16 protein-coding genes and 1 riboswitch are annotated in these 16,532 nt (G+C 67.9%); of the genes, 13 read left to right on the forward strand and 3 right to left on the reverse strand.

The genetic code is table 11. The features are described 5' to 3' along the window. The first annotated feature begins 48 nt into the window (after nt 1-48). The 4 genes from coxB to OHA19_RS29155 all read left to right on the forward strand — a co-directional run bounded on the left by coxB (nt 49) and on the right by OHA19_RS29155 (nt 4,515). Complete coding sequence (coxB, locus tag OHA19_RS29140; protein WP_405711894.1) at nt 49-1,011, forward strand: cytochrome c oxidase subunit II; 963 nt, start codon at nt 49-51, stop codon at nt 1,009-1,011. Next, nucleotides 1,008-2,744: a cytochrome c oxidase subunit I gene (ctaD, locus tag OHA19_RS29145; RefSeq protein ID WP_405711892.1), complete on the forward strand. Its 1,737-nt coding sequence runs from the start codon at nt 1,008-1,010 to the stop codon at nt 2,742-2,744. Before coxB ends, ctaD begins: the two co-directional genes overlap by 4 nt. After that, a complete protein-coding gene (locus OHA19_RS29150; protein ID WP_405711890.1) occupies nt 2,741-3,139 on the forward strand; it encodes a cytochrome c oxidase subunit 4 in 399 nt (132 codons plus the stop codon). Before ctaD ends, OHA19_RS29150 begins: the two co-directional genes overlap by 4 nt. A 119-nt stretch (nt 3,140-3,258) precedes the next feature. After that, nucleotides 3,259-4,515, forward strand: coding sequence for an Ig-like domain-containing protein (locus OHA19_RS29155; RefSeq protein WP_405711889.1), 1,257 nt, complete (start codon nt 3,259-3,261; stop codon nt 4,513-4,515). A gap of 57 nt (nt 4,516-4,572) precedes the next feature. On the opposite strand, the gene OHA19_RS29160 is transcribed toward OHA19_RS29155, so the two are convergent. Further along, nucleotides 4,573-4,974, reverse strand: a complete 402-nt coding sequence (locus OHA19_RS29160) for a hypothetical protein (protein ID WP_405711887.1) — start codon at nt 4,972-4,974, stop codon at nt 4,573-4,575. 187 nt (nt 4,975-5,161) lie between these two features. Between OHA19_RS29160 and OHA19_RS29165 the strand changes: the two genes are divergently transcribed. The 6 genes from OHA19_RS29165 to OHA19_RS29190 all read left to right on the forward strand — a co-directional run bounded on the left by OHA19_RS29165 (nt 5,162) and on the right by OHA19_RS29190 (nt 12,269). Continuing rightward, entirely contained in the window at nt 5,162-5,782 is a 621-nt protein-coding gene (locus OHA19_RS29165) for a heme-copper oxidase subunit III (protein WP_124718117.1), read from the forward strand. A gap of 62 nt (nt 5,783-5,844) precedes the next feature. Continuing rightward, nucleotides 5,845-6,654, forward strand: a complete 810-nt coding sequence (locus OHA19_RS29170) for a c-type cytochrome (RefSeq protein WP_405711884.1) — start codon at nt 5,845-5,847, stop codon at nt 6,652-6,654. Further along, on the forward strand, nt 6,651-7,703 hold the full coding sequence (locus OHA19_RS29175; protein WP_405711882.1) for a Rieske 2Fe-2S domain-containing protein: 1,053 nt from the start codon (nt 6,651-6,653) through the stop codon (nt 7,701-7,703). Before OHA19_RS29170 ends, OHA19_RS29175 begins: the two co-directional genes overlap by 4 nt. Next, nucleotides 7,700-9,325, forward strand: a complete 1,626-nt coding sequence (locus OHA19_RS29180; RefSeq protein ID WP_405711881.1) for a cytochrome bc complex cytochrome b subunit — start codon at nt 7,700-7,702, stop codon at nt 9,323-9,325. Before OHA19_RS29175 ends, OHA19_RS29180 begins: the two co-directional genes overlap by 4 nt. 123 nt (nt 9,326-9,448) lie before the next feature. Beyond that, nucleotides 9,449-10,513, forward strand: coding sequence for an anthranilate phosphoribosyltransferase (gene trpD, locus OHA19_RS29185; RefSeq protein ID WP_405711879.1), 1,065 nt, complete (start codon nt 9,449-9,451; stop codon nt 10,511-10,513). 85 nt (nt 10,514-10,598) lie between these two features. After that, nucleotides 10,599-10,716, forward strand: a riboswitch (SAM riboswitch). 176 nt (nt 10,717-10,892) lie between these two features. Beyond that, the gene (locus OHA19_RS29190) at nt 10,893-12,269 is read left to right on the forward strand and encodes an aminotransferase class V-fold PLP-dependent enzyme (RefSeq protein WP_405711877.1); all 1,377 of its coding nucleotides are present in this window, start codon (nt 10,893-10,895) and stop codon (nt 12,267-12,269) included. Between the two features lie 100 nt (nt 12,270-12,369). Here OHA19_RS29190 and OHA19_RS29195 read toward each other — a convergent pair whose 3' ends face one another. Then, the gene (locus OHA19_RS29195; RefSeq protein WP_124718123.1) at nt 12,370-12,651 is read right to left on the reverse strand and encodes an Lrp/AsnC family transcriptional regulator; all 282 of its coding nucleotides are present in this window, start codon (nt 12,649-12,651) and stop codon (nt 12,370-12,372) included. Beyond that, nucleotides 12,648-13,400: a rhomboid family intramembrane serine protease gene (locus OHA19_RS29200; RefSeq protein WP_405752188.1), complete on the reverse strand. Its 753-nt coding sequence runs from the start codon at nt 13,398-13,400 to the stop codon at nt 12,648-12,650. Before OHA19_RS29200 ends, OHA19_RS29195 begins: the two co-directional genes overlap by 4 nt. Nucleotides 13,401-13,564: 164 nt before the next feature. Between OHA19_RS29200 and OHA19_RS29205 the strand changes: the two genes are divergently transcribed. The 3 genes from OHA19_RS29205 to OHA19_RS29215 all read left to right on the forward strand — a co-directional run bounded on the left by OHA19_RS29205 (nt 13,565) and on the right by OHA19_RS29215 (nt 16,518). Beyond that, complete coding sequence (locus OHA19_RS29205) at nt 13,565-13,807, forward strand: hypothetical protein (RefSeq protein ID WP_014156692.1); 243 nt, start codon at nt 13,565-13,567, stop codon at nt 13,805-13,807. A 36-nt stretch (nt 13,808-13,843) separates the two neighbouring features. After that, nucleotides 13,844-15,205, forward strand: coding sequence for an NYN domain-containing protein (locus tag OHA19_RS29210; protein ID WP_405752190.1), 1,362 nt, complete (start codon nt 13,844-13,846; stop codon nt 15,203-15,205). Between the two features lie 284 nt (nt 15,206-15,489). Further along, nucleotides 15,490-16,518 (forward strand): NlpC/P60 family protein, encoded by a 1,029-nt coding sequence (locus tag OHA19_RS29215; RefSeq protein WP_405711869.1) that lies wholly within the window; start codon nt 15,490-15,492, stop codon nt 16,516-16,518. Nucleotides 16,519-16,532: the final 14 nt, after the last annotated feature.

Below are 16,532 nucleotides of genomic sequence, written 5' to 3' on the forward strand. Positions count from 1 at the left end.
ACGACGGCCGCGCCGACCGCGCGGGCGAGACTCTCGGGAAGGCGCTACGTGAGTCCCAACGGCTCCGACCGCTCGTCGCGGCGCCCGATGCGGCGGAAGCTGCCGCAGGTGCTGACTGCGGGCCTGATCCTGGCGACCGCAACCGGTTGCACATACAAGGACTTCCCCCGCCTTGGTATGCCCACGCCGGTAACAGAAGAGGCACCACGGATCCTTTCCCTCTGGCAGGGCTCGTGGGCGGCAGCGCTCGCCACGGGCGTGCTGGTCTGGGGCCTGATCCTGTGGAGCGTCATCTTCCACCGGCGCAGCCGCACCAAGGTCGAGGTTCCTCCGCAGACCAGGTACAACATGCCCATCGAGGCGCTGTACACCGTGGTTCCTCTGATCATCGTCTCGGTGTTGTTCTACTTCACCGCGCGCGATGAATCGAAGATCCTTTCGCTCTCTCCGAAGCCCGCCCACACCATCAACGTGGTCGGCTATCAGTGGAGCTGGGGCTTCAACTACATCGAGAACGTGGACGGCTCGGCCGCCACGGGCAGCGAGATCCCCAAGGAGCTCGACGCCATCCCCAACCGGTTCCAGAAGGAATTCCCCAAGGGTGCGGAAGGGGTCTACGACTTCGGCGTCCCGGGAACACGGAATCCGCAGAACGGCAACCCGGGTCCGACCCTGTGGCTGCCGAAGGGCGAGAAGGTCCGTTTCGTTCTGACTTCGCGTGACGTCATCCACTCCTTCTGGGTGGTGCCGTTCCTCATGAAGCAGGACGTCTTTCCGGGCCACACCAACGCCTTCGAGGTGACTCCCAACCAGGAGGGCACCTTCATGGGCAAGTGCGCCGAGCTCTGCGGCGTCGACCACTCCCGGATGCTCTTCAACGTCAAGGTCGTCTCCCCGGAGCGCTACCAGGCGCACCTCAAGGAGCTGGCGAAGAAGGGCCAGACGGGCTACGTGCCGGCCGGCATCGAGCAGACTGACCCGGCCAGGAATGCGGAGACGAACAAACTGTGAGCATCCTCAACGAACCTCAGGGTGCCGCGGCAGCAGACGACTCGTACGAGGACGAGCTGCCGGTCCGGCGCAAGCAGCCGGGAAACGTCGTCATCAAGTGGCTGACCACCACTGACCACAAGACGATCGGCACGATGTACCTGGTCACATCGTTCGCGTTCTTCTGTATCGGCGGTCTGATGGCGCTCTTCATGCGCGCCGAGCTGGCCCGTCCCGGCACGCAGATCATGTCGAACGAGCAGTTCAACCAGGCGTTCACGATGCACGGCACGATCATGCTGCTGATGTTCGCGACGCCGCTGTTCGCCGGATTCGCGAACTGGATCATGCCGCTGCAGATCGGCGCGCCCGACGTGGCGTTCCCGCGGTTGAACATGTTCGCGTACTGGCTGTACCTCTTCGGTTCGCTCATCGCGGTGGCCGGCTTCCTCACCCCGCAGGGTGCGGCGGACTTCGGCTGGTTCGCTTACTCCCCGCTCTCGGACGCGGTCCGGTCGCCGGGTGTCGGCGCCGACATGTGGATCATGGGCCTGGCCTTCTCCGGCTTCGGCACGATCCTCGGTTCGGTCAACTTCATCACCACGATCATCTGCATGCGCGCGCCCGGCATGACGATGTTCCGCATGCCGATCTTCGTCTGGAACGTCCTGCTGACCGGTGTGCTGGTCCTGCTGGCCTTCCCGGTGCTCGCCGCCGCGCTCTTCGCGCTGGAGGCGGACCGTAAATTCGGTGCCCATATCTTCGATGCGGCCAATGGTGGCGCATTGCTGTGGCAACACCTCTTCTGGTTCTTCGGCCATCCAGAGGTGTACATCATCGCCTTGCCATTCTTCGGAATCATTTCCGAAGTGATTCCGGTCTTCAGCCGGAAGCCGATGTTCGGCTACATCGGCCTGATCAGCGCGACGATCGCCATCGCGGGTCTTTCCGTGACGGTGTGGGCGCACCACATGTACGTGACGGGCGGCGTGCTGTTGCCGTTCTTCTCGTTCATGACATTCCTCATCGCGGTACCGACCGGTGTGAAGTTCTTCAACTGGATCGGCACGATGTGGAAGGGATCGTTGTCCTTCGAGACACCGATGCTCTGGGCCGTCGGCTTCCTGATCACCTTCACCTTCGGTGGTCTGACCGGCGTCATCCTCGCGTCGCCCCCGATGGACTTCCACGTCTCGGACTCGTACTTCGTCGTCGCGCACTTCCACTACGTCATCTTCGGCACCGTGGTCTTCGCGATGTTCTCCGGATTCCACTTCTGGTGGCCGAAGTTCACCGGAAAGATGCTGGACGAGCGGCTCGGCAAGATCACGTTCTGGACGCTGTTCGTGGGCTTCCACGGCACGTTCCTGGTGCAGCACTGGCTGGGTGCCGAGGGCATGCCGCGTCGTTACGCGGACTACCTCGCCGCGGACGGCTTCACCGCGCTGAACACGATCTCGACGATCTCCTCGTTCCTGCTCGGCCTGTCGATGCTTCCGTTCTTCTACAACGTGTGGAAGACCGCCAAGTACGGCAAGAAGGTCGAGGTCGACGACCCGTGGGGCTACGGCCGTTCGCTGGAGTGGGCGACCTCCTGCCCGCCGCCGCGGCACAACTTCCTCACCCTGCCGCGGATCCGTTCCGAATCCCCGGCGTTCGACCTGCATCACCCGGAGATCGCGGCGCTCGAGCAGTTGGAGCACCACTTCGAGGATGACAAGGCCCTCGCTGGTGGCAAGGAGGCCGGCAAGTGAAGATCCAGGGCAAGATGTTCATCTGGCTGAGCGTCTTCATGCTCGCCATGGCCATCACGTACGGCGTGTGGTCGAAGGAGCCGGCCGGTACCACCGCGCTCGTCCTGGGCTTCGGGCTGAGCATGATGATCGGCTTCTACCTGGCCTTCACGGCCCGGCGGGTCGACGCCATGGCGCAGGACAACAAGGAAGCCGATGTCGCGGACGAGGCCGGCGAGGTGGGGTTCTTCTCCCCGCACAGCTGGCAGCCGCTCTCGCTGGCGGTCGGCGGTGCACTTGCCTTCATGGGGGTCATCTTCGGCTGGTGGCTGCTCTACTTCTCGGCCCCGGTCATCCTGATCGGTCTGTTCGGCTGGGTCTTCGAGTACTACCGCGGTGAGAACCGCACCCAGTGACACAGCTTCACCGCTCCACCTGAACGGGGGGCCCGCACTTCTCCACCGAGAGGAGTGCGGGTCCCCCGTTTGCAGTCATATCGCGCGCTGATACGGATGAACCTTCATAGCGTGGGTTCATGAACCACACGCCGAGCAGCCGTCCTGTAGTGAGCTGCACCCTGCTGGTCGTTTCCCTGGTCGCAGGTGTGACCGCCTGCGGCGGGTCCGGCGGCCATCCGCTCGCGGAGAAGCCGTACGACGCTGTGGACGAGATCTCCGCCAACGCCTCGGACGGCGACGAGAAGGTCGACCCCGGCAAGCCGCTGGAGGTCACCGTCAACGGTGACGACGGCCGGATCACGGACGTGTCCGCCGTCGACGCGACCGGCCGCCACATGGCGGGCGAACTCGACGCCGACGGGAAGCGGTGGCACTCCACCGTCCCGCTCGCCGCCGGCACCCGGTACACCGTCAGGGTCGGCATGGAGGACGACGACGGCGCTCCGGGCAGCCGTACGCTCTCCTTCGGGACCACCTCCGCCAAGAAGTTCCTGAAGGTCGCCTTCGGGCCTCAGGCGGGCACCTACGGCGTCGGACAGCCCATCACGGCGGAACTCAGCGCTCCGGTCAAGGACAAGGCGTCCAGGGCCAACGTCGAGCGCGCCCTGCGGGTCCGCTCGACGCCCGCCGTGACCGGTTCCTGGTACTGGGTCGACGACAAGACCCTGCACTACCGCCCCAAGGACTACTGGCCCGCCAGGGCCACCATCGACGTCACCAGCGGCCTGGCCGGGGTGAAGGTCACCGACGCCCTCTACGGCGCCCCCACGAAGCCGCTGAGGCTCACCACGGGCGCTCGCGTCGAGGCCATCACGAACGCCGCGGCGCACTCGATGACGGTCAAGCGCGACGGGAAAGTGATCAACACCATTCCGGTGACGACCGGCAAGCCCGGCTTCTCCACCCGAAACGGCGTCAAGGTCGTGCTGGGCAAGGAATACCGCGTACGTATGCGCGGGGAGACGATCGGCATCGCGGAGGGCTCGTCCGACTCGTACGACCTGCAGGTCTACTACGCGACGAGGGTCACCTGGAGCGGCGAGTACGTGCACGCGGCCCCCTGGTCCACCGGCTCGCAGGGGTACGCGAACGTCAGCCACGGCTGCACGGGCATGAGCACCAGCCAGGCCGAGTGGTTCTTCAACACCGTGCGCACGGGCGACATCGTCACGGTCGTGGGCAGCCAGGGCGAGACGATGACGCCGTTCGACAACGGCTACGGCGACTGGAACCTGTCCTGGGCCAAATGGCTGAAGGGCAGCGCCCTGCAGAAGAACACCACCCCGGAACGTGACGACACGATCCAGGCGGCGCGACTGCGCCCCGAGGTCTGACCGGCCCGGGGAGTGCGCTGCCCCTCAGTGGTGCCACGGACGGTGCCGCGGCGGGCCTCAGGCGCCCACGCAGTCCCTGCTGCGCAGCAGGGCGGCCAGGGCGTCCGCGAACTCGACCGGTTCGACCGGGAGGGTCACCGCGGCGTCCGCGCGGCTCCAGGTGGCCAGCCAGGCGTCCTGCGGACGCCCGATCAGGAGCAGTACCGGCGGGCACCGGAAGATCTCGTCCTTGATCTGCCGGCAGACGCCCATGCCGCCCGCGGGCGCCGTCTCGCCGTCCAGCACGCAGACGTCGACGCCGCCGCGGTCCAGCGCCTCCAGCACGGCGGGCATGGTGGCGCATTCGAGGAATTCCACCGGTGGCACGTCGGCAGCGGGCCTGCGCCCGGCTGCCAGCCTCACCTGCTCACGGGTGTTGGCGTCGTCGCTGTAGACCAGGACCGTGGCGGTCGGCTGCATTGTTCCTCCGTGACATCTGTGTCTTCGGGGCTTTCCGGGCATGAACCGATGCGCGGATCGTACTCCGCCCGATGGCCTGTCAGCACCGCTTCGGACCGCCGTTCCATGGGCCGTTCGGGGAGGACACACCCGGCTGACACACCGAACGGCACCCCCCGGGGTGAGGGCGGGATAAGCGACCGACATAATGTCGGTCGTGGCGACAGCAACGACAGTAGAAACCGGGCACGCGCACCCGTCGGTCAATCGACCGAACCTCACCAGCGTCGGAACCATCATCTGGTTGAGTTCCGAGCTGATGTTCTTCGCGGCCCTCTTCGCGATGTACTTCACCCTGCGATCGGTGACCGGACCGGAGCACTGGAAGGAAATGGCTTCGGCCCTGAACTTCCCGTTCTCGGCGACGAACACCACGATCCTGGTGCTCTCCTCACTCACCTGCCAGCTCGGCGTCTTCGCCGCGGAGCGGGGCGATGTGAAGAAGCTCCGTGCGTGGTTCGTGATCACTTTCGTGATGGGTGCGATCTTCATCGGAGGCCAGGTCTTCGAGTACACCGAGCTGGTGAAGAAGGACGGCCTCTCGCTGTCCTCCGACCCGTACGGCTCGGTGTTCTACCTGACCACCGGCTTCCACGGTCTGCATGTGACAGGCGGTCTCATCGCCTTCCTGCTCGTTCTGGGCAGGACATACGCAGCCAAGAGGTTCACCCACGAACAGGCGACCGCCGCCATCGTCGTGTCCTATTACTGGCACTTCGTCGATGTCGTGTGGATCGGCCTCTTCGCCACGATCTACATGATCAAGTAATCGGGTTCGAACCCGAACCACATCCAGCATCGACGCAGAAGATCCTGACACCGGGGTAATCCGTGAAAAAGCTCTCCGCACGACGACGCCATCCGTTGGCGGCGGTCGTCGTACTACTCCTCGCGCTGGCGGCCACTGGGGGGCTGTACGCCGCGTTTGCGCCCGCGAGTAAGGCGCAGGCCGACGAAACCGCCCAGTCCCTCGCCATCGATGAGGGCAAGAAGCTGTACTCCGTCGGTTGCGCCAGCTGCCACGGAACCGGCGGTCAGGGCACCACCGACGGGCCGAGCCTGGTCGGAGTGGGCTCAGCCGCCGTTGACTTCCAGGTCGGTACGGGCCGTATGCCGGCGCAGCAGCCCGGCGCCCAGGTGCCGAAGAAGAAGGTCATCTACAACCAGGCCCAGATCGACCAGCTCGCGGCGTACGTCGCGTCGCTCGGCGCCGGCCCGGTCGTTCCGACCAAGAAGCAGGTCGACCCTGCGGGTGCGGACATCGCCAAGGGTGGCGAACTGTTCCGTACCAACTGCGCGCAGTGCCACAACTTCACCGGTGAGGGCGGCGCGCTGACGAACGGCAAGTACGCGCCCAGCCTTGAAGGCGTGGACCCGAAGCATGTCTACGAGGCCATGCAGACCGGCCCGCAGAGCATGCCGTCCTTCCCGGACACGACGATGCCCGAGCAGCAGAAGCGGGACATCATCGCGTACATCCAGACCGTGAACGGCGACCAGACGGATAACCCGGGTGGTCTGAAGCTGGGCGGCCTGGGGCCGGTCAGCGAGGGCCTGTTCGCCTGGATCTTCGGGCTCGGCGCACTGATCGCAGTTGCCATTTGGGTCGCGGCCCACACCGCTAAGGCCAAGAAGTCATGAGTAGCCAAGAGATTCCAGACGAGAACCTGCCCGCTGAGCAGGGCACCGCGCACGAAGCGGTAGAGGTCGCGGACGACCCGTTCGCCGACCCGGGGCTGCCGGCCCACAAGCCGCGCATCCAGGACATCGACGAACGGGCCGCGAAGCGCTCCGAGCGCGCCGTCGCGTTCATGTTCACGCTGTCCATGCTGGCGACGATCGGCTTCATCGCCTCGTACGTCATCTTCCCGGTCGACAAGATCGTGTACATCTGGCCCTTCGGCCGTGTGAGCGCGCTCAACTTCTCCCTGGGCCTGACCCTGGGCGTGGCACTCTTCGCGATCGGCGCGGGCGCCGTCCACTGGGCGCGCACGCTGATGTCCGACGTGGAGGTCGCCGACGACCGGCACGCCATCGAGGCCGAGCCCGAGGTCAAGGCGAAGGTCCTGGCGGACTTCGCGGCGGGTGCCGAGGAGTCCGCGTTCGGACGGCGCAAGCTGATCCGCAACACCATGTTCGGCGCGCTGGCCCTGGTGCCGCTCTCCGGTGTGGTGCTGCTCCGCGACCTCGGTCCGCTGCCGGAGAAGAAGCTCCGCGCCACCCTGTGGGCCAAGGGCAAGCAGCTCATCAACATGAACACGATGGAGCCGCTGCGTCCCGAGGACGTCGCCGTCGGTTCGCTGACCTTCGCCATGCCCGAGGGCCTGTCGGAGCACGCGGAGGACTTCCAGAACCAGATCGCCAAGGCCGCGCTGATGATCATCCGCATCGAGCCGGACAACATCAAGGACAAGCGCGAGCGCGAGTGGGCCCACGAGGGAATCGTGGCCTTCTCCAAGATCTGTACCCACGTCGGCTGCCCGATCAGCCTGTACGAGCAGCAGACGCACCACGTGCTCTGCCCGTGCCACCAGTCCACCTTCGACCTCTCCGACGGCGCCCGCGTCATCTTCGGTCCGGCCGGTCACGCCCTTCCGCAGCTGCGGATCGGTGTGAACAGCGAGGGCAACCTCGAGGCGCTCGGTGACTTCGAAGAGCCCGTCGGTCCTGCATTCTGGGAGCGCGGATGAGTACTGCGACCGACACACAGCGCAAGGCGCCCGCCGGTGAGCGGGTGGCCGACTGGGCGGACGGCCGGCTCGGGATCTACTCCCTGGCCAAGGCCAACATGCGCAAGATCTTCCCGGACCACTGGTCCTTCATGCTCGGTGAGATCGCCCTCTACAGCTTCATCATCATCATCCTCACGGGTGTGTATCTGACGCTGTTCTTCGACCCGAGCATGAGCGAGGTCGTGTACCACGGCTCGTACGAGCCGATGCAGGGCATCCGGATGTCCGCGGCCTACGCCTCGACGCTGGACATCAGCTTCGACGTCCGCGGTGGTCTGCTGGTCCGCCAGATCCACCACTGGGCCGCGCTGATCTTCCTGGCCGGCATGTTCGTGCACATGATGCGCGTCTTCTTCACGGGTGCGTTCCGCAAGCCGCGTGAGATCAACTGGCTGTTCGGCTTCCTGCTGTTCGTGCTGGGCATGTTCACCGGCTTCACCGGCTACTCGCTCCCGGACGACCTGCTGTCCGGTACGGGTGTCCGCTTCACCCAGGGCGCGATCCTGTCGATGCCGGTCGTCGGCACGTACATCTCGATGTTCCTGTTCGGCGGAGAGTTCCCCGGTCACGACTTCGTCAGCCGGTTCTACTCGATCCACATCCTGCTGCTGCCGGGCATCATGCTCGGTCTGCTGGTGGCGCACCTGATCCTGGTCTTCTACCACAAGCACACGCAGTTCGCGGGTCCCGGCCGGACCAACAAGAACGTCGTCGGCATGCCGCTGCTGCCGGTGTACATGGCGAAGGCCGGTGGCTTCTTCTTCCTGGTCTTCGGCATCATCGCCATCATCGCGGCGATCGCCTCGATCAACCCGATCTGGGCCATCGGCCCGTACCGCCCGGACCAGGTGTCCACCGGCGCCCAGCCCGACTGGTACATGGGCTTCGCCGAGGGTCTGATCCGAGTGATGCCGGGCTGGGAGATCAACCTCTGGGGTCACACGCTCGTCCTGGGTGTGTTCATCCCGCTGATGGCCTTCGGACTGGTGCTCGGGATCATCGCGGTCTACCCGTTCGTCGAGTCCTGGGTCACCGGGGACAAGCGCGAGCACCACATCCTGGACCGCCCGCGCAACGCCCCGACCCGGACGGCCTTCGGCGTCGCCTGGATCACCGAGTACGTCGTCGTCTTCATCGGCGGTGCCAACGACCTGTGGGCCACGCACTTCCACCTGTCGCTGAACGCCATCTCCTGGTTCGTACGGATCTTCATCTTCGTCGGCCCGGTCCTCGCGTTCATCGCCACCCGGCGGATCTGCCTCGGCCTCCAGCGCCGCGACAAGGAGAAGGTGCTGCACGGACGCGAGTCCGGCATCATCAAGCGCCTGCCGCACGGTGAGTTCGTCGAGATCCACGAGCCGCTCGGCCCCGAGCAGCTGCACACGCTCACCGCGCACGAGCAGTACAAGCCGGTCGAGATCGGCCCGACGGTCGACGAGAACGGTGTGGAGCGCAAGGTGTCGGCCCTGCAGAAGCTGCGGGCCCGGCTCAGCAAGGGCTACTTCGGCGAGAACAACCAGATCGCCAAGCCCACCACCGAGGAGTACAAGGAGATCACCAGCGGCCACGGTCACCACTGATCGCCTGAACTGATCGCCACAGCAGGAGCCCCGTCCATTCGATGGACGGGGCTCTTTGCCGTGCCTGGCGCTCGATAGGGTGGAGGTGATTCTTGTACCGGCTGTGGACCCCAGGAGCGGACCATGAACGTTGTGACCCCGATCGGCGGCGACAGCGTGGCGGACCGTACCTGGCCCGGCGTGCTGAACCCCCTGCTGCGCGGCGAGAACCTCACCGCCGACGACACCGCGTGGGCGATGGACCGCATCATGAGCGGTGAGGCGAGCGATGTGCAGATCGCCGGATTCGCGGTGGCCCTGCGGGCCAAGGGCGAGACGATCGACGAGGTCTCCGGCCTGGTGCGGACGATGTACGAGCACGCCAACACCATCCACGTGCCCGGCCGTACGGTCGACATCGTCGGCACCGGCGGCGACCTCGCCAGGACGGTCAACATCTCCACCATGTCGGCGGTCGTCATCGCCGGCACCGGCGCCAAGGTCGTCAAGCACGGCAACCGCGCCTCCTCGTCGGCGAGCGGTTCCTCCGACGTACTGGAGAAGCTCGGCGTCAACCTGGACCTCAGCGCACAGCGGGTCGTCGAGGTCGCCGAGGAGGCGGGCATCACCTTCTGCTTCGCGGTGAAGTTCCACCCCGCCCTGCGGTACGTCGCCAGGGCCCGCAAGGAGCTCGGCACGCCGACGACGTTCAACATCCTCGGGCCGCTCACCAACCCGGCCGAGGTGCGCTCCCAGGCCGTCGGTGTCGCCGACCTGAAGATGGCGCCCATCGTCGCCGGTGTCCTTGCCGAGCGCGGCAATTCGGCGCTGGTCTTCCGCGGTGACGACGGCCTGGACGAGCTGACCACCACCGCGACCTCGCGGGTCTGGGTGGTCCGGGACGGAGCGGTGCGCGAGGAGACCTTCGACCCGCGCGACGTCGGTCTGGAACTGGTGCCCGTGGAGGCCCTGCGCGGTGCGGACGCCTCGTACAACGCCGACGTGGCCCGGCGGGTGCTGGCCGGCGAGCGAGGACCCGCGCGGGATGCCGTCCTGCTCAACTCGGCGGCGGCGCTGACGGCTCTCGACCCGACGGACGGCACGCTGAACGAGCAGCTCGCGGCCGGGATCGCGAAGGCCGCCGAGTCCATCGACTCCGGGGCGGCGGCGCGTGCGCTGGAGCGCTGGGTGGCGGCCAGCAACGCCTGAAACGGGCGCAGATGTGGTGCAAGGCGCAGTCCGGATCCTGGACTGCGCCTTGCGCGTCTTCGCGCGTATGGCAAGATGCTGATCAGGTCATGAGTGACAGCGACTACGGCCCCGGCCCGCTGTCCGGCAACCCTCCGTCCGTGGCGGGGTGCCCCGGGTGAAGACCAGGCCGTAGGCAGCGAGGTCTGCGGCAAGCGCGGGCCCCTCGGCATCTGTGAATGCCAACCCCCGGGGTCCTGGTCCCTAGGGAGCCTCTTGTGAGCACGCGAATGCGATAGGGCCGTCGGCCCTCCTCCGCACACCCCTCTTTTCTCTTTCCGCTGCGCTGCCGCGTATCCGCCGGCGCATGCGATTCGCCTGCCTCTTACGGGAGTTCGCCATGTCTGTCTTCACCGCTGCCGCCGACCAGTCGCTTTGTGCCCCTCTGCCGGTTCTGGGCAAGGATGTGACGGTTCCGTTGGTCACGGGTGGTGAGGTCACGTACGCCGCGCTCGACTACGCGGCCAGCGCCCCCGCGCTCCAGCGCGTCTGGGACGACGTCGCCGCGTACGCCCCGTACTACGGCAGCGTCCACCGCGGGGCCGGCTACCTCTCGCAGCTCTCCACGGACCTCTTCGAGAACAGCCGCGCGACCGTCGCGGAGTTCCTCGGCTGCCGTCCGGGTGACCAGGTGATCTTCACCCGTTCGACCACCGACTCGCTGAACCTGCTGGCCGCGGTCGTCCCGGCCGACTGCCAGGTCTTCGTCTACGAGACCGAGCACCACGCCTCGCTGCTGCCGTGGCGCGACGCCCGGGTGACGTACCTGAACGCCCCGCGTACCCCGGCCCAGGCCGTCGAGACGCTGGAGCGGGCGCTCGCCGACCGCGAGCCGTACGGCCCCGCGCTGGTCTGCGTCACCGGCGCCTCCAACGTCACCGGCGAGCTCTGGCCGGTGAAGGAGCTGGCCGCCGCCGCCCACGCGCACGGCGCCCGGATCGTGCTGGACGCCGCCCAGCTCGCCCCGCACCACCCCGTCGACATCGCCGAGCTGGACGTGGACTGGGTCGCCTTCTCCGGGCACAAGCTGTACGCGCCCTTCGGCTCGGGCGTCCTCGCCGGCCGGGCCGACTGGCTCCAGGAGGCCGAGCCCTACCTCGCGGGCGGCGGCGCCTCGCGCAAGGTCGCCCGGCGCACCGACGGCGGGGTGGACGTCGAGTGGCACTCCACCGCCGCCCGCCACGAGGCCGGTTCCCCCAACGTCATCGGCGTCTACTCCATCGCCTCCGCCTGCAAGGCGCTCACCGAGGCGGGCTTCGACGACCTGGTCGCCCGGGAACAGCACCTCGTGGGTGCGGTCCGGGCCGGACTCGCCGAGGTACCCGAGGTCAAGGTGCTCTCGCTGTTCGGCGACGACGCCCCGCGGGTCGGTGTCATCTCCTTCGTGGTGGAGGGCTGGAACAGCTCGCACTTCGCCGCCGCGCTCTCCGCCGAGTACGGCATCGGGGTGCGCGACGGACTGTTCTGCGCCCACCCGCTGGTCCGCACCCTGCTGGGCAGCGACCCGCAGGAGGTCGGCGAGTGCGGCGCTCCGGAGGCCGAGCCGGGCGAGCGGTCCCTCAACGCGATCCGCGTGAGCTTCGGCGCCGGTACGCCGGACGAGCACATCGAGCGTTTCGTCCGCGCGGTCAAGGAGCTGGTGAGCAAGGGCGCCCAGTGGAAGTACCGCACCGAGGACGGCCGTTGCGTCCCGGACCGGGGTGCGGCGCAGCTCTGAGGCTGCCGGAGGCACACAGCACTTCGGCGGGGGACGGGCAGCCGGTGGGCCCGTCCCCCGCCGAAGTGCTGCGCGGGGTGGTGAGTGGTGAAGCGCGTACCTACGCGTCGAGGCCGATGGCGAAGGCGGCCTCCAGGTCGTGCTGCGAGTAGGTACGGAACGCCACATGGGTGTCGGTGGCCTCGACGCCGGGGATCTTGCTGATCCGTCCGGGGATGACATCGGCGAGATCGTCGTGCTTGGGCACCCGGACCATGGCGATCAGGTCGTACGTACCGGTGACCGAGAAGACCTCGCTGACACTGTCCAGTGCGGCGATGGCCTCGGCGATCTCGGGAATCCGGTCCACGCTGGTTTTGATGAGCACGATCGCGGTGATCACGGCTGGCTTTCTCCCTCGGTGGCCGTGGCTGGTCCCTTCACTCTATCCGTACGCCGGTAACGCCCCCAGGCGTAGAGAAAGCCGAGGGCGAAGCCCACCACATGGGCCAGATAGGCCACGCCCGGCCCCCCGCTGCCCGCGCCCTGGACGGCCAGCCACTGGAGGGCGAACCAGAAGACCAGCACGATCCAGGCGGGGAAGCGCAGCGGCAGGAAGAAGAGGAACGGGAACAGGCTGGTTACCCGGGCCCGGGGGAACAGGTACAGGAACGCCCCGAGCACCGCCGAGATCGCCCCCGAGGCGCCCACCAGCGTCTGGTCGGACGTGGCGTGCGCGGCCGCGTAGGCGACCAGGGCGAGGTAGCCGGAGATCACGTAGAAGAAGGTGAACCCGACCCGGCCCATGCGCTCCTCGGCCATCGCCCCGAACACGTACAGGAAGAGCACGTTGCCGAGCAGGTGCAGCCAGCTGCCGTGCACGAAGAGGGCGGTGAGCGGGGTGAGCAGGGCGCGGGGGGAGCCGTCCCACAGCTCGCCGGGGATCACGCCCCAGCGTTCGAAGTACCCGGCCTGGGCGGCGAGCACGGCGTCGGCGGTGCCGGGGACCGGGTTGAAGCCGGACAGCGGGCTGATCACGAAGATCAGGACGCAGACCGCGATCAGGGCATGGGTCACCACTGGCCCGCCCGAGGTAACCGTCCGTAGCAGTCCACCGGCCAGCCTGCCGGTCACAGCTCGCCGATCGATCATGAACAGAGCATGACGCAAGCGGAGGGAACGGGACAGACCGCCTCGCCGTGTCGGGGGGACACAGCGAGGCCGTAGGGTTACGGCAGGACATCCGCAGTTCGACGGCGCACCGCGAGATCCTTGAAGGCAAGGCAGCACGAGGCTCGACGAAAGAGGACGCAACGATGACGACGGTTCCCCAGCCGACCGACGGGACCCGCTGGCGCTGCACGCTCTGCGGAAATCTCACGCGCTTCGACGTGACGCGCTCCTCGAAGGTCGTCGAATATGTCCATCTCGACCTGGCCGGTGAGTCCAGCGTCGAGGAACGTGAGGTGGTCAGTGAGACCATCGAGTCGGTGCGCTGCCGTTGGTGCAACGCGGTGGACCAGATCGAACTGGTGGACAGGCCGGGTGCCGACTCCTGACGGAGCCGCGCCCACAGACATTTGGGGTGACGGATGGTGGAGCAGCCCGCTAGCGGCGCCGAGTCGGCCGAGGCGGCCGACGACGCCGTCGAGGCGCTCGACCGCCCGCTGCCCGAAGGTGTACGGCGGCGGGTCGTCGCGCTGGTCTCGGACGCGTTCGGCGGCCTGACGGTCACCGAACTCCCGGCCCAGCTGCGGCAGTACGCCCGTTTCACCCCGACCCGGCGGGCCAAGTTCGCCGGGAACGCGATGGCGGCCGCCCTGGAGGGCGACTCGCTGTTCCGCCAGCGCATCGGCGAGCGGCTCAGGGAGGGGCAGCCGGAGCTGACCGCCGCCCTGGAGGCCGGGGCGCCGCCCGCAGCCGCCGACCCCGTCGACGTGGCCGCGGCGGCCTATGTGCTGCGCCCGGCGGGCTGGGTCAAGCTGGTCGCCGCCGCCGGCGAGGAGGCCCAGCGCGCGGACGCCGAGCGCGCCGACGAGGAGAGCCGCCGCGAACTGGAACGGCTGCGCGAGGAGCTCGTCCACGCCCGCTCCCAGACGAAGAGCGAGACGGAGCGGCTGCGCGTCGAGCTGGACGCGGCCCGCAAGGAGGCCGAGTCCCTCCAGCGCAAGCTGCGCAGCGCCGTCAACGAGGTCAAGCGAGGCGAGGCCGCGCTGCGCCGCAGCCGGGCCGAGACCGACGCCGTACGGGCCGAGGCGGCCGCCCAGGTGTCCGCGGCCGAGAGCGAGGGCCGGCGGCTCAAGGCGCGGCTCGGTGAGGCCGAGGCGTCCGTGGAGGCGGGCCGCCGGGCCGCCAGGGAGGGCCGCTCGGTCGAGGACATGCGGCTGCGGCTGCTCCTGGACACGGTGCTCGACGCGGCGAGCGGGCTCCGCCGCGAACTGGCCCTGCCGCCCTCCTCGATGCGCCCCGCGGACGGCGTGGACGCGGTCGAGCCGGGCCGGCTGTCGCCCAAGGACATTGCCGCCAGGGCCCTTTCGGAGACCGATCCGGCCCTGCTCGACCAATTGCTCGCGCTGCCGCAGGCGCATCTGATCGTCGACGGCTACAACGTCACCAAGACCGGCTATCCGCAGCTGCCGCTGGAGAAGCAGCGGTTGCGGCTGCTGGGCGGGCTCTCGATGCTCGCCGCGCAGACCGGCGCCGAGATGACCTGCGTCTTCGACGGGGCCGAGCTGGCGGCCCCGGTGCTGCTCGCTCCGCCGCGCGGGGTCCGGGTGCTCTTCAGTAAGCCAGGGGTGACCGCCGACGAGCTCATCCGTCAGCTGGCGCGCGCCGAACCTCCCGGCAGGCCGGTCGTGGTGGTCTCCACCGACCGCGAAGTCGCCGACGGAGTGGCGAAAGCGGGCGCCAGGCCCGTTGCGTCCGTCTTGCTCCTGAAGCGCCTTTCGCGCGTCTAGCGGCACTTGTCGGGTCTCGGTGGAAATCGGGGAACGGACCGTCAAGTCCTCGCTACAGCCCGTGCGTCGTGGGTAAAGAAGTGCGCTCCGTGATGAGATTTTTCGGGTGAGGATTTGAACTGATCACAAGTTGGTCACTAGGGTCAGGCCTCGAACCTTCGCACGGTTGATCACCCATCCGGGGTGGCAGCGAGGGCACCGCCGAGTCCGTGACATGCACGGAGCCGGGGATTCAGATCCCCCACAGCCCGGTAGGCGGCTCGAGGAAGAAGGAGCTCGCCTCCGTGGCGTCCCACCGTCGTCCCAAGCAGCCGAGCCGCGCCCGTGTGACCGTGCTCACCGCGACCGCAGCCGCGGCCGTGGCCCTGACCTCCCAGGCGGCCCACGCCGACCCGAAGCCCTCCAAGGGCGAAGTCAGGTCGGAGGTCGAGAAGCTCAGCCACGATGCCGGCGAGGCCAACGAGCAGTACTACGGCGCCAAGGAGAAGCAGCAGAAGCTGGAGAAGGAAGTCGGCGCGCTGCAGGACAAGGTGGCCCGCGGCCAGCAGGAGATCAACAACCTGCGCAACGGCCTCGGTTCGCTCGCCGCGGCGCAGTACCGCTCCGGCGGCATCGACCCGTCGGTGCAGCTCTTCCTCTCGTCCAACCCGGACACCTTCCTGGACGAGGCCTCGGCCCTCGACCAGTTGACGGCCAAGCAGACCGAGGCCCTGGGGAAGATCCAGGAGAAGCAGCGGGTCCTCGCGCAGCAGCGCAAGGAGGCCCAGGAGAAGCTCGGTGACCTCGCGGACGTGCGCAAGACGCTCGGCGAGAAGAAGAAGGAGCTCCAGACCAAGCTGGGCAAGGCTCAGCGCCTGCTCAACTCGATGACCGCCGCCGAGCGCGCGAAGATGCGCGAGGACCAGCAGCGCGCCAGCCGCTCCGCGGGCGACCGGGTCGACCTGGGCAACGAGCTCCCCGCCTCCGCCTGGGGCGCCGCCGCTCTGAACGCCGCCAAGACCCAGGTGGGCAAGCCGTACGGCCGCGGCGGCACCGGCCCCGGGTCCTTCGACTGCTCCGGGCTGACCCAGTGGGCCTACGCCCAGGCCAACGTCCAGATATCCCGGGTCACGTACACCCAGGTCAACGACGGTGTGCACATCGGGCGCAGCGCGCTGAAGCCGGGTGACCTGGTCTTCTTCAACAACACCTCGCACGTGGGGCTCTACGCGGGCAACAACACCCTCCTGCACGCCCCGTACCCGGGCACGTTCGTCCGCTACGAGTCGATGGACACCATCGGCAGCTTCCAGTTCGGCGTGCGCGTCGGCTGACGACGCCCGAACGG

The sequence above is a fragment of the Streptomyces sp. NBC_00012 genome (genome assembly GCF_045040875.1).
Lineage (GTDB): Bacteria > Actinomycetota > Actinomycetes > Streptomycetales > Streptomycetaceae > Streptomyces.

Bases quoted from the DNA above. Each gene is read 5' to 3' on its own strand.
- OHA19_RS29205 (WP_014156692.1), top strand. From the start codon at position 13,565: ATGACGACGGTTCCCCAGCCGACCGACGGGACCCGCTGGCGCTGCACG.
- OHA19_RS29190 (WP_405711877.1), top strand. From the start codon at position 10,893: ATGTCTGTCTTCACCGCTGCCGCCGACCAGTCGCTTTGTGCCCCTCTG.
- OHA19_RS29155 (WP_405711889.1), top strand. From the start codon at position 3,259: ATGAACCACACGCCGAGCAGCCGTCCTGTAGTGAGCTGCACCCTGCTG.
- trpD (WP_405711879.1), top strand. From the start codon at position 9,449: ATGAACGTTGTGACCCCGATCGGCGGCGACAGCGTGGCGGACCGTACC.
- OHA19_RS29200 (WP_405752188.1), bottom strand. From the start codon at position 13,400: ATGATCGATCGGCGAGCTGTGACCGGCAGGCTGGCCGGTGGACTGCTA.
- OHA19_RS29180 (WP_405711881.1), top strand. From the start codon at position 7,700: ATGAGTACTGCGACCGACACACAGCGCAAGGCGCCCGCCGGTGAGCGG.
- OHA19_RS29165 (WP_124718117.1), top strand. From the start codon at position 5,162: ATGTCGGTCGTGGCGACAGCAACGACAGTAGAAACCGGGCACGCGCAC.
- OHA19_RS29160 (WP_405711887.1), bottom strand. From the start codon at position 4,974: ATGCAGCCGACCGCCACGGTCCTGGTCTACAGCGACGACGCCAACACC.
- OHA19_RS29175 (WP_405711882.1), top strand. From the start codon at position 6,651: ATGAGTAGCCAAGAGATTCCAGACGAGAACCTGCCCGCTGAGCAGGGC.